The organism is Lysobacter gummosus, assembly GCF_001442805.1.
In the GTDB taxonomy this organism is placed as follows: domain Bacteria; phylum Pseudomonadota; class Gammaproteobacteria; order Xanthomonadales; family Xanthomonadaceae; genus Lysobacter; species Lysobacter gummosus.
In genome coordinates this window covers 1,275,732-1,288,079 of the sequence record NZ_CP011131.1, presented here as the reverse complement: position 1 = coordinate 1,288,079, position 12,348 = coordinate 1,275,732, and the positions used below count along the sequence as shown (strand labels likewise).

Below are 12,348 nucleotides of genomic sequence, written 5' to 3'. Positions count from 1 at the left end.
TCAAAGGAGCGCCTTTCGCCTGTCCCGATCCGGGCCGGCCATGCAGGGCCGATCGACCGCCACCGATCACGCCGTACCCCTCGCTGCACCTACGCAACCCGCTCGCCCCGAGAGGCGCCAGCCTCCAGGCATCCACAAGCCCAAGAGCGGAAATCGAACCGGCCATCGCCTGCCAGCGGCTAGCCAACGATGCACTCAAGGACCATCCGATGAGATCCGCACTACCCCGATTCTTGCTATCGACCGGCCTGTCGGCCGCGTTGGCGCTGCCTGTGGCGCAAGCGCAAACCGCCTCTTGTACCGCCGTGGCCGCCTGGAGCCCCGCGACCATCTACAACGCCGGCGACACGTTCACCTACCAAAACCATCTGTATCGAGCCGCCACCCAAATCTGGAACGCGGCGCCGACGCATTGCCCGAGTTGCGGTTACTACGTCGATCTGGGCGTGTGCAGCAGCGGCGGGACCGCCAATCAGCCACCGACGGTGTCGCTGAGCGCGCCGGGCAACGGCGCCAGCTACAACGCCGGCGCCAGCATCGCCGTCAGCGCCAACGCCGCCGACAGCGACGGCAGCATCGCCAGCGTGGAATTCTTCCGCGGCGCGACCTCGCTCGGCGTGGACACCAGCGCGCCCTACGGCGTGACCTGGAACAACGCCACCGCCGGCAGCCACAGCTTCACCGCGGTGGCCAAGGACAACCAGAACGCGAGCAAGACCTCCGCCGCGGTCGGCATCACCGTCAGCGGCGCGTCGCCCGATACCACGCCGCCGAGCGTGCCCGGCGGGCTGGCTTCGCCGTCGCAGACCTCCAACAGCGTCTCGTTGAGCTGGAACGCCTCCACCGACAACAGCGGCGGCAGCGGCGTGGCCGGCTACGACGTCTATCGCAGCGGCAGTCTGATCGGTTCGCCGACCACGACCAGCTACACCGCCAGCGGGCTCAATGCCGGCACCAGCTACAGCTTCACCGTGCGCGCGCGCGACAACGCCGGCAACGCTTCGGCGCACAGCGGCTCGATCAGCGCGACCACCCAAGCCCCGGCCAGTGCCGGCGGCGGCAAGCGCGTGATCGGCTACTTCGCCCAATGGGGCATCTACGACCGCAACCACTTCGTCAGGAATCTGGAAACCAGCGGCGCGGCGGACAAGCTGACCCACATCAACTACGCCTTCGGCAACGTGCGCAACAACCGTTGCCAAATCGGCGTGACGCTGAGGACCAATGAGAGCACCGGCGAAGGCGGCGATGCCGATGCCGACTACGTCACCGCGTTCGATGCATCGAAAAGCATCGACGGCGTCGCCGACGTCGCCGGCCAGCCCCTGCGCGGCAACTGGAATCAGCTCAAGAAGCTCAAGGCCAGGCACCCCAACATCAAGGTGCTGATCTCGCTGGGCGGCTGGACCTGGTCGCGCGGCTTCTCCAGCGCGGCGCGTCCGGAGAATCGTCAGGCCTTCGTCGCTTCCTGTGTGGACGCCTACATCAAGGGCAACCTGCCGGTCACGAACCACAGCTGGAACGCCGCGGTCGGCTCCGCTGGCGGCCCTGGCGTGGCCGCCGGCGTGTTCGACGGCATCGACATCGATTGGGAATACCCGGTGGTGTGCGGCATCGACTGCCCGGCGGCGACCCGTCCGGAAGACAATGCCAACTACACCGCCTTACTGGCCGAGTTCCGCCGCCAACTCGACGCGGTGCGTCCGGGCCTGTTGCTGACCGTCGCCGTCGGCGCCGGCATCGACAAGATCCGGGTCACCGATCCGGCGGCTTATCATCCCTATCTGGACTACATCAACGTGATGACCTACGACTTCCACGGTGCGTGGGAATCGTCGACCAATCACATGAGCGGCTTGTTCAATTCGCCCAACGATCCGTCCATCGGCGATATCAAGCTCTACAACGGCAACGACGCCGTCGAGGCCTACCTGTCCCGCGGCGTGCCCGCCGGCAAGCTCAACCTCGGCATCGGTTTCTACGGCCGCGGCTGGACCGGCGTGGCCAACGTCAACAACGGCCTGTACCAAAGCGGCACCGCCGCCCCGGGCACCTACACGGCGGGCGTGGACGACTACAAGGTACTCAAGAACAAACCCGGCACCGTGTTCACGGACTCGACCGCGCTGGCGAGCTGGAAGTACGACGGCTCGACCTTCTGGAGCTACGACACGCCCGAAATGATCGCGCAGAAGATGAGCTACGTGAAAACGCAAAACCTCGGCGGCGCGTTCGTCTGGGACCTGAGCGGCGACGATGCTCAGGGCAGTCTGATCAATGCGGTCAACACCGGCCTGAAGTAAGGCCGCCGGCGATCGCATGACCTCGCGCCCCTCTCGTTATGGCGGGAGGGGCGCCTGGTTTTTGCCGGTCGCCGCTCAAGACGCAAGGCGCATTGCATGCATGCCCGTGCGCGGACGGCATAAGTCGCCGGCAACGCGCGGTGCCTACCTGCATGGCCTGTTTCGACGGTTGAAACGGTCGTCGTGCTCGATGGACAGGGCAATGGCTGTCTGAGTCTTGTGCGCGAACGTGGCGGCGGTTGCGTTCACGCCTCGCTTCGAGGTTAGCGTCCCTCTCGTTGGAGCCGGGCCTGGTCGAAGGCCTAAACCAGACGCCGCAACGGCGTTTCCAGTGCGATGCATGCGCTTTCGCCGTCCCTTGGTCCGGCCAGCATTTCGTCCAGCGCCGACTCGACCACCTCGATCAACGCCGCGACCGCGCGCGGCACCTGACGCCGGGTCGGGTAGACCGCGAACATGCCGCCGCTGCGCCGGCTGTACTGCGGCAACACGTGCACCAGACGCTGCGCGCGCAAATCCTCGGCGATCAGCGCATGCGGCAACAAGCCGATGCCCAGGCCGGCGCGCACGGCGCGCACCTGGCTGAGCAAGGTATTGGCGGCGAAACGCCCGCCCACGCGCACCTCGACCGCGCCTTCGGGCCCGTCCAGGCGCCAGTTCGCGCGCCCCTGCGCGGCCGGCGCGATCAGGCAATCGTGCTCGGCCAACTCGGCGATCGTGGCCGGGCTGCCGTGTTTGCGCAGATACATGGGCGAGGCCAGCAGCACATGGCTTTGACTGTCGCTGAGCCGGCGCGCGACCAGGCTGGAGTCCGCCAGATCGCCGGCGCGGAAGGCCACGTCGATCGATTGCTCGATCAAGTCGATGTGCGCGTCGCTGAGCACGAACTCCAGCTTCAGCTCCGGATACCGGCTCAACAATTGCTCGATGCGTTCGAGCGGAAAGAATTCGAAGAAGTCCGCGACCACCGCCGCGCGCACGATGCCGCGCGGTTCGCCGTTGCCTTCGCTGATCGCCGCCTGCGCGCTTTCGATGTCCTCGATGCCGGCCACGCAGCGGTCGAAGAATTCGCGTCCGGCGCCGGTCAGGCTGAGCTTGCGCGTGGAGCGCTGCAGCAGGCGCGTGCCCAGCTGCTCTTCCAGCTGCTGCACGCGCCGGCTCACGGTATTGGCCGGCTGCCCCAGGCGGCGTCCGGCGGCGGCGAAGCTGCCGGTCTTGACGGTCTGGACGAACACGGCGACGGCGTTGATGTCGAGCACGATTGCTCGCCTTTGTGGACGACTGAAATGCAATTAACCCACTTTTTCGAGTAATCGACCAGGGCCTATCGTTCCGCATCGTCCCTGTTTCGAGCGTTTCGGCCATGTCCCGTCCCTCCCCCGCTTCCTCCCCGCTGATCTGGATGCTGCGCATCGTCCTGGCCGTGGCCCTGATCGCCGCCGGCGCCAGCAAGCTGGCCGGTCTGCCGTTCCAGGTCGAGCTGTTCGAACGGCTCGGCTTCGGCCAATGGTTCCGCTACTTCACCGGCGCCACCGAACTCGCCACCGCGGCGCTGCTGTTGGTGCCGCGCGGCGGTTTCTTCGGCGGCGTGTTGCTGCTCGCGACCATGCTCTGCGCTATCGCCGTGCATGTGTTTTTCATCGGCGGCAGCCCGGTGCCGGCCCTGGTGCTGGGCGCTCTCGCCGCGTTCGTCGCGTGGCGGCTGCGCCCGACCCGCGCGCCGGTCGCGGCCGCCTGATCGTTTTCACTTTCGCCCCAGGAATATCCATGCCCCGCATCGCCCTCATCATCGGCAGTACCCGCCCGAACCGTTTCGCCGACGTGCCCGCCGCCTGGGTTCAGGCCGGCGCGCAAGCGCGCGGGCTGAAACTCGACACGCTCGACTTGCGCGATCACCCCTTGCCCTTGTTCGAAGAACCGGTGCCGCCCTCGTTCACCGGCGGCGTCTACCAGAACCCGGCCGCCGACGCCTGGCGCAAGCGCATCGGCGAATACGACGGCTACATCCTCACCACCGCCGAGTACAACCACGGCCCGACCGCGGTGCTCAAGAACGCGCTGGATTCGGCGTTCGTGGAATGGGCGGACAAGCCGGTGACCTTCGTCGGCTACGGCGGCGTCGGCGGTTCGCGCGCGATCGAGCAACTGCGCCAGCATGCGATCGAATTAAAGATGGCGCCGATTCGTAATGCGGTGCATATCGGCCTGGAGCCGTTCCTGGGCATCCTCCAGCAAGGGCGGGCGTTGGACGATTACGCTTATCTGACGCAGGCGCGCGAGGCGATGTTCGATCAGTTGCTTTGGTGGGCCGAGGCGTTGAAGGCGGCTCGTGAGCGGAAGGTGGCTTGAGCGATTGCGGGCAAAAGCAAATCCCCCCTGCCCCCCTTTTCCAAAGGGGGGAACTGCAAAGGCCAAAAGCAAATCCCCCCCTGCTCCCCTTTTCCAAAGGGGGGAACTGCAAAGGCAAAGGGAGGAGGCGACGCGGAGGCTGCGAGAACTGCCAAGGCAAAAGAAGTTGCCAAAGCCCGAGCCGCGACAATTCGCCCCCTTTGAAAAAGGGGGCTGGCGCCCACGCGGCCTGTTTCAGATGAATCCGTCTGCGCCGGGGGATTTGCCTTACAGCACCCTCAATCCACCGGCCGCCAAACCAGCCCGCCGTTACGCCCCGGCACCTGATGCATCGAAGCCCGCGCTTACGGCGCCGGCTTGCGCGGCTTGCCGTTTCGCTTCGGCTTAACCGCAGGCGCGGTAACCGAAGCGCCGCCGCGATGCGTCATCGCCGCCACCCGCTGGGCGACATTGGCGCGGATGTCCATGTAGAACAACTGGTAATCGTTGACGTGCTGGTCGCCGCCGAACCACCACTTGCGCCATTCGCCATCGGGCAGCGTGACCGCCAGCAGGCCGTTGTCGCATTGCGCCGTCACCCGGCCGGCCTGCGGCTCGGGCAAGGGCCGGTTGGGTTCGGCATGCACCGCGCCGCGATGCGCGGCGAGCGGACTGGCCAGCGCATCGCCGCGCCAGGTGACCGGATTGACGCACAACAGCCGCGGTTGTTCGGTCGTGCGATAGCCGTCTGGATACCAGGCGCGCACGTGCTCGAAACGCTTGGGCACGTCCTCGCCGGCTTCGACCGAGTTGTAGAACACCGCGCAACGCGTCTGCGTCGGCGACGCGCACAGCGGGACTCCGGGAATGGTCCGCTTTAGCGCGTCCTCGGGCACGGCCGCGCCGATCAGGTAGGCGGCGACCAGGCGCTTGCGCAGAGCCGGGTCGGCGGACAGGTCCGACATCAATTCCGACACCAGCCGCAACCCGTGTCCGCTGCCCTGGCTGTGCGCGGCGATGATGAAAGGCCGGCCTTTCGACCACTGCTGCAGATACACGGCGAAGGCCGCGCGCACGTCGGCGTAGGCCAGGTCCAGCGCCCTGTCGCGGTCGGCGTCGGAGGCCGATACGTAACCGCTCAGCGACATCTGCCGGTAATGCGGCGCGTAGATCCGGCCGCTGTCGTTGAAGGCGCTGGCCTGCGCGCGCAGGGTGAAGCCGGTGCCGCGGTTGGCGTCTTCGTCGTCGAGCGGCTGGTTCCAGTGCGCGCGCGCGAAGTAGGTGGTCGGGTGGATGAAGAACACGTCCACGGGCGCGTCGTGCTGGCGATTGCGCATGCCCAGGGGCGTGGAATCGGAGGCGTCGCGTTTGTCCGGCAGCGCCGCCCAGAAGCGCGGGTCGCGATAATCCGGCGCGCCGGGCTCGGGGCTGCGATCGAAATCGTGCTTGGGATCGAACATGCGCGCACAGCCGCACAGCGAAATCAGCAGCAGCGCCAACCAAGGCCATCGGATCGTTTTCATGCGCGCCTGCGAGCGTCGGGCGAGCGGGAATCGCTCGCCAGCGCCCGAGTGTGACCGCAGCGGCGACGGCATTCCAGTGCGATCGTGTAACCGAATAATGCCGGATATCACGCTGTGTGCCGCGGGTATGGACACGAAGTGACCACGGTCGTAATCGCTTGTGCCGGGCATCGCAGGGGCGGTGCCGAGGTGACGCGATCACGATGGCGCCGGGGCGCCATCCGATCACGGCCGGAGCGCTGTGACCCAGGTCGCGATCAGGCACCGAGCGCCGGCGGTTGCCGGCTCGGGCCAAAGGTCGGCAACGGCCGCGAGACGTTCAGCCGACCAGTCGCAATACGTCGTCGAGCAACCCGGCCGCGGTGACTTCCGCGCCCGCGCCCGGCCCCTGGATCACCAGCGGCTGCGTGCGGTAACGATCCGACCAGATCGCGACCTTGTTGTCGGTGCCGGCGCCGCCGGCCAGGGGATGATCGCCGGGCAGCGACTCCAGCCCGACCTTGGCCGTGGCGCGGCCGTCCTCGCCCCGCTCCAGGCGGGCGATGAAGCGCAGTTTCTCGCCGTTCTTGTAGGCCTGCGCATAGCGCTCGCGCAGCGGCGCATCGAGCGCGGGCAAGGCCGCATCGACGCTGTCCTTGGACAGGATCGCCAGTTCCGCCGGCACCAGCGAGGCGACTTCGACCTCGCCCGCATCCAGCGCCACGCCCGAGGCGCGCGCCAGGATCAGCAGCTTGCGCCGCACGTCTTCGCCGGACAGATCGTCGCGCGGGTCCGGCTCGGTGTAGCCGGCGTCGCGCGCCTGCCGCACCAGCGCCGAGAACGCGCGCATGCCGTCGTAATTGTTGAACAGCCATGCCAGCGAACCCGACAACACGCCGGCGATGGCGTGGATGCGATCGCCGCCGTTCTGCAATTCGCGCAGGCTGCGCAGCAACGGCAGGCCGGCGCCGACCGTGGCGCTGTCGCCGTATCCGCTGCCGCCCAGCGCGCAGGCCTCGCGGATCGCGCGCCAGCGCGCCAGCGAAGTGCCCTGGCCGATCTTGCACGCGGTGACTACGTGAATGCCTTGCGCCAGCCACTGCGGATGACGTTCGGCGACCGCTTCGCTGGCGGTGGCGTCGATCACCACGCGCGCGCCCTCGCCGTCCAACGCGAAGGCGACTTCGTCCAGCGAACTGGCGCGCGCCGAGCCGGCCAGGGCCGACACCGCCGCGTCCGCGGCGATTCCGTCCTCGCCGACCACGGCGCGACGCGAATTGGCCACGTGCACTAACGACAGCCGCTGGCCCAGCGGCGCATCGCGCCACGCGGCCAGGCGCGCGATCACCGCGCCGCCGACCGTGCCGGTGCCGAGCAGGGCCACCCGCGCCGGCGCCCGCGTCGCGCGGCCGCGCTCGTGCGGCGCCAGCGCTTGCAAGGTGTCCGAATGCGCAACGCCGGCCGCGACGTTCATCGTTTGACGCGCGCCGCCGTGGCCACCACCGCGCTCGCGCGTTCCAGCGCGGCTTCCAGGTCGGCGATCAGGTCATCGACGTGCTCGATGCCGACCGACAGGCGCAGCAGACCATCGCCGATACCGGCGGCGGCGCGCGCTTCGGCAGACATCGCCGCGTGGGTCATGGTCGCCGGATGCGCGACCAGGCTTTCCACGCCGCCGAGCGACTCGGCCAGGGTGAAGCAGGTCAGGCCGTTGACGAAGGCGCGCACCGCGTCCACGCCGCCGTCGATCTCGACGCTGAGCATGGCGCCGAAGCCCTTCTGCTGGCGCGCGGCGAGCGCATGGCCCGGGTGCGACTCCAGACCCGGGTAATGCACCACGCGCACCGCCGGATGGTTGTCGAGCAACGCCGCGATGGCCTGGGTGTTTTCCTGGTGCACGCGCAGGCGCGCATCGAGCGTGCGCAGGCCGCGCAGGGTCAGGAAGGCGTCGAACGGCGAACCGGTCAGCCCCAGCGCGTTGGCCCACCAGGTCAGGTGCTGGTGATGTTCGGCGGTCTTGGCCACCACCGCGCCGCCGACGACGTCGCTGTGGCCGTTGATGTACTTGGTCGTCGAATGCACGACCAGATCGGCGCCGAACGCGATCGGACGCTGCAACGCCGGCGACAGGAAGGTGTTGTCCACCACCGTCAGCGCGCCCTTGGCCTGCGCGGCTTCGATCACAAAACGCAGGTCGGTGATGCGCAGCAGCGGGTTGGACGGGGTTTCGATCCAGACCACGGCCGGATCGGTGGCCAGCGCTTCGGTCAGCGAACGCGGATCGGTGAGGTCGGCGGTGATCAGCTCGAACGCGCCCTTGGCGGCCAGTGCGTTGAACAGGCGCCAGCTGCCGCCGTAGCCGTCGTGCGGCACCACGATGCGGTCGCCGGGCTTGAGGAAAGCATGCAGCACCAGGGTGATGGCGGACATGCCGGTGGAGGTGATCACGCCGCCGGCGCCGCCTTCGAGTTCGGCCAGCGCTTCGCCGAGCAGATCGCGGGTGGGGTTGCCGCTGCGGGTGTAGTCGTACTGACGCTTCTGGTCGAAACCGGCGAAGCTGAAGTTGGACGACAGCACGATCGGCGGGGTGACGGCGCCGTGAGCGGCGTCGCGGTCGATGCCGGCGCGCACTGCGGCGGTACAGGGATTGCGGGTGCTGGTCGGGGTCGAATCGATGCTCACGTAGGCCGCTCCGTAGGTGTGATTGCTCATGCGGCCACCGACGTACAGTCGGCCAACGCTTCGCGAAGAATGGTGTCGATCTGGGATTGTTCTTTCAGGCAGGCGTCGTGGCCGTAGATCGAGCGCAGCACGCGCAGGCGGGTTTCGCCGCGCAGCCGCTCGATCAGGTCGTAGGACTCGCCCAGCGGAATCAGGCGGTCTTCGGTCACCGCGACCACAGTCACCGGAATGCGCACGCTGGCCGGATCGACCTGCTGCAGGTCGATCGATTCCGACAAGCGCAGGAACGCGGTCGGCGGGGTGCGGGCGACGTACTTGTTGCCGCAATGGTCGAGGTAGTCCTCGGCGGCGACGCGCACGCGGCCGTCGACCACTTGCGCGGCGCCGAAGCGCTCGACGAATTCTTCCGGCGTGCGATAGCTCAGCACGGCCAGTTCGCGCGCCAGCGCCAGGCCCTGGCTTTCGTCGCACTGCAGCGCGCCCAGCGCGACCGCGCGGCGCTGCAGCGCGCGCCAGGCGGCGGCGTAGGGATGGGCGCGGTGGGTGCCGCTGATCGAGACCAGTTCGCCGACGCGGGTCGGATGACGCGAAGCGAACTGCAGGCCGACCATCGCGCCGTAGGAGTAACCGACGAAAGCCTGCAGGCGTTCGATGCGCAGCGCGTCGAGCAGCGCGGCGATGGCGTCGGCCTGGTCGGCCGGATCGAGCACGATGTCGAGCGAGCCGTCGGCGCCGATCCAGTCGAACGACACCAGGTGATAGCGGGTCGGGTCCAGCGAGCGGCCGGCGCCGACCTGGCACTCCCACCAACCCTGCTCGCCGAACTCACGGCTGGGCGCCAGATGCTTGTGCGCCGAGATTCCACCGGCGACGAACAGCGCCGGCAACGAAGCATCGCCCTGGGTTTCGTAGCGCAAGGTCAGCGCGCGGCGGCCGGAATAGCGCAGCTCCAGTTCGATGCGCACTTCGCCGCGCGTCGCCGCGGCACGCGCGCTGGCGGTGCGCTCGAAAGCGACCGGCGCGGCGGCGGCGGAATAAGAGACGAAGCTGTCGGCGCGATCGAAGGCGGCGGTGCTGGGGGCGAAGCTCATGGCGGTCATCCGAAGTGAACGGGGCCACCGAGTTCGCAAGTCGCGCACGCGCATCGCTGCGCGTGTTCGCAACCATCTTCCGACCAACGCCTCCAGGGCGGGCCGCAGGAATTGGCACCTTCACGCGGCTTGCGCCGCCTTGGGTTGCCCCGGCTTCAAAGGGCCTGTCCCTCTGCCGGTCTCGATGGATGGGCGTAGTCTGCCCACGGCCGCGGGGCGTGTCAATCGCTTCATCCGCATATAGCGATTTATTATTTAGCCCAGCCCCGGACCCGACCGAGTGCTCAAAGCGCATGCGGCCGCCACCCCGTTGCCATCGGGCCCGCATACACTTGTGCCGATGAATAGCCGCCTCGTCGCCGCCGTCCTCGCCAGCCTGCTGCTGTCCGCCTGCGCCGCCCACCCGGTCCTGGAATCGGAAACCCGCACCGCCAGTCCGGGTCCGGCCGGGCTGCGGATCGTGCCGGAGCGCTTCGTCTCCAAGGAAAATCCGCAGGACGAACTCGACTCGCTCGCCACCTGGCCCGGCGAAGACGGCTCGACCTGGCTGATCGCCAGCGCCAAGTCCACCCACAGCCTGGCCGTCTACGACGCCGACAGCGGCGAGCGCCTGCGCAGCGTCGGCGCCAAGGGCAGCGCGCTGGGCCAGTTCAAGCGTCCTAACGGCCTGGCCGTGTTCGGCGATTACCTGTTCGTGGTCGAACGCGACAACCACCGCGTGCAGGTGCTGCGCCTGCCCGGCTTCACTCCGGTCGGCAGCTTCGGCGACGCGCAGTTGCGCAGTCCTTATGGGGTATGGATCAACGAGACCGCGCCGGGCGAGTTGGAGGCCTACATCACCGACAGCTTCATGTACGGCGAGAAATTCGATCGCGTGCCGCCGCTCAACGAGCTGGACCAGCGCGTGCGCCGCTATCGTCTGCGCTTCGAGGACGACGACCGGATGTCCAGCGAATACCAGGGCTCGTTCGGCGACGTCAGCGAGGACGCGGCGCTGCGCATCGTCGAATCGATCTCGGGCGATCCGGCTAACGACCGCCTGCTGATCGCCGACGAAGACCAGCGCCACCTGTCCACCCTGCGCGAATACACCCTGGCCGGCCGTTACACCGGCCGCCGCCTGCCCGACCGCTCCTTCGACGCCCAGGCCGAGGGCGTGGCGCTGTGGAGCTGCCCCGGCGGCGGCGGTTACTGGATCGCGGTCGATCAACTCATGCCGCGCACGATCTTCCATGTATTCGACCGCGATACCCTGAAGCCGCAAGGCAGCTTCAGCGGCGAGGTCACCGCGCACACCGACGGCATCGCCCTGCACGCGGCCGGAACCAAGACCTTTCCGACCGGCGCGCTGTACGCGGTGCACGACGATCGCTCGGTGACCGGCTTCGATCTGGGCGACATCGCGCGCGCCCTGCAGTTGCAATCGGGTTGTCTGGACTGACCCGCGCCTTACCGATCCGCCCGCCCTCCTCCGCATCCGTCCTTCGCACCGAACCATGCCGCGCCCGACCTCCTCCGCCAAACGCCGCATCGCCATCGGCCTGTGCCTGACCCTGCTCGCCGCGCACGCGGTGCAGGCCGGCAAGCTGTATCGCTGGACCGACAAGAGCGGCGTCACCCACTACGGCGACCGCGCCCCGGCCTCGGCGCCGCCGTCGGAAGTCAAAGTGATTCCGTTCCGCGCCGAGCCCGGTTCGATCGCGCGGCTGCGCGTGCAGCAAGACGGCGACCGCTACCTGGCCTGGGCCGACAACACCCTGTCCGGGCCGATCGAAGTGCGCCTGGATTTCACCCACAGCAACAACATCATCGGCAGCCCGCTGCTGCCGGCCAGCGCGACGGTGGCGGCGCGCAGCAGCGCGGTGGTCAGCGTGCTCAGCGCGCAAGACCCGACCCGCGGCGGCGATTTCGAGCTGAGCATGCGCTCGGTGCCCGGCGATCCGGACGCGCGCGCGCAGAACGCCGACTACCTGCTGCCGCTGCAGCAGCAGCAATTCCGCATCGACCAGGGCTACGGCGGCCATTTCAGCCACACCGAACCCGAGCATCGCTACGCGGTGGATTTCGCCGCCGAGATCGGCACGCCGGTGCTGGCCGCGCGCGACGGCACGGTGATGCAGGTCGAGACCGACTTCGACAAGGCCGGATTGAATCTGGAGAAATTCGGCGATCGCGCCAACTTCGTGCGCATCGTCCACGACGACGGCAGCATGGCCCTGTACGCCCACCTCAAGGCCGACGACGGCGTGATCGTGCGGGTCGGCCAGCGCGTGCGCGCCGGCCAGCAGATCGGCCTGTCGGGCAACACCGGCTTCAGCACCGGGCCGCATCTGCATTTCGCCGTGCAGGTCAATCGCGGGATGCGGCTGGAGTCGATCCCGTTCCGAATGACCGGGCCGCAGGGGCCGTTGCGGCTGTCCAGCGGGACGCGCTGAGAGGCTG

The 12,348-nt window shown here is 68.2% G+C and carries 9 protein-coding genes, 1 pseudogene and 1 riboswitch; of the genes and pseudogenes, 5 read left to right on the top strand and 5 right to left on the bottom strand.

The annotated features are described in order from the left end of the window. Positions 1-209: 209 nt before the first annotated feature. On the top strand, positions 210-2,303 hold the full coding sequence (locus tag LG3211_RS05200; RefSeq protein ID WP_083512325.1) for a glycosyl hydrolase family 18 protein: 2,094 nt from the start codon (positions 210-212) through the stop codon (positions 2,301-2,303). Between the two features lie 443 nt (positions 2,304-2,746). Here the strand turns inward: LG3211_RS05200 and LG3211_RS05195 are convergent. After that, a pseudogene (locus tag LG3211_RS05195) lies at positions 2,747-3,538 on the bottom strand (LysR family transcriptional regulator); the annotation flags it as partial. A gap of 128 nt (positions 3,539-3,666) precedes the next feature. Between LG3211_RS05195 and LG3211_RS05190 the strand changes: the two are divergent. Further along, positions 3,667-4,041, top strand: coding sequence for a DoxX family protein (locus LG3211_RS05190; RefSeq protein WP_057941891.1), 375 nt, complete (start codon positions 3,667-3,669; stop codon positions 4,039-4,041). 29 nt (positions 4,042-4,070) lie between these two features. Beyond that, complete coding sequence (locus LG3211_RS05185; RefSeq protein ID WP_148648757.1) at positions 4,071-4,652, top strand: NADPH-dependent FMN reductase; 582 nt, start codon at positions 4,071-4,073, stop codon at positions 4,650-4,652. Positions 4,653-4,996: 344 nt separating this feature from the next. On the opposite strand, the gene LG3211_RS05180 is transcribed toward LG3211_RS05185, so the two are convergent. The 4 genes from LG3211_RS05180 to metX all read right to left on the bottom strand — a co-directional run bounded on the left by LG3211_RS05180 (position 4,997) and on the right by metX (position 9,906). Then, a complete protein-coding gene (locus LG3211_RS05180) occupies positions 4,997-6,154 on the bottom strand; it encodes a DUF3089 domain-containing protein (RefSeq protein ID WP_057941890.1) in 1,158 nt (385 codons plus the stop codon). A gap of 319 nt (positions 6,155-6,473) precedes the next feature. Beyond that, a complete protein-coding gene (locus LG3211_RS05175; protein WP_083512323.1) occupies positions 6,474-7,607 on the bottom strand; it encodes a homoserine dehydrogenase family protein in 1,134 nt (377 codons plus the stop codon). Beyond that, positions 7,604-8,845, bottom strand: coding sequence for an O-succinylhomoserine (thiol)-lyase (locus LG3211_RS05170; RefSeq protein WP_083512322.1), 1,242 nt, complete (start codon positions 8,843-8,845; stop codon positions 7,604-7,606). Before LG3211_RS05170 ends, LG3211_RS05175 begins: the two co-directional genes overlap by 4 nt. After that, positions 8,842-9,906: a homoserine O-succinyltransferase MetX gene (gene metX, locus LG3211_RS05165; protein WP_083512852.1), complete on the bottom strand. Its 1,065-nt coding sequence runs from the start codon at positions 9,904-9,906 to the stop codon at positions 8,842-8,844. The genes LG3211_RS05170 and metX overlap by 4 nt, the downstream gene beginning before the upstream one ends. A gap of 69 nt (positions 9,907-9,975) precedes the next feature. Beyond that, a riboswitch (SAM riboswitch) is annotated at positions 9,976-10,097 on the bottom strand. A gap of 149 nt (positions 10,098-10,246) precedes the next feature. Between metX and LG3211_RS05160 the strand changes: the two genes are divergently transcribed. Continuing rightward, entirely contained in the window at positions 10,247-11,347 is a 1,101-nt protein-coding gene (locus LG3211_RS05160; RefSeq protein WP_057941889.1) for an NHL repeat-containing protein, read from the top strand. A 55-nt stretch (positions 11,348-11,402) separates the two neighbouring features. After that, positions 11,403-12,341 (top strand): peptidoglycan DD-metalloendopeptidase family protein, encoded by a 939-nt coding sequence (locus LG3211_RS05155; protein WP_083512321.1) that lies wholly within the window; start codon positions 11,403-11,405, stop codon positions 12,339-12,341. The last annotated feature ends 7 nt before the right edge of the window (positions 12,342-12,348 follow it).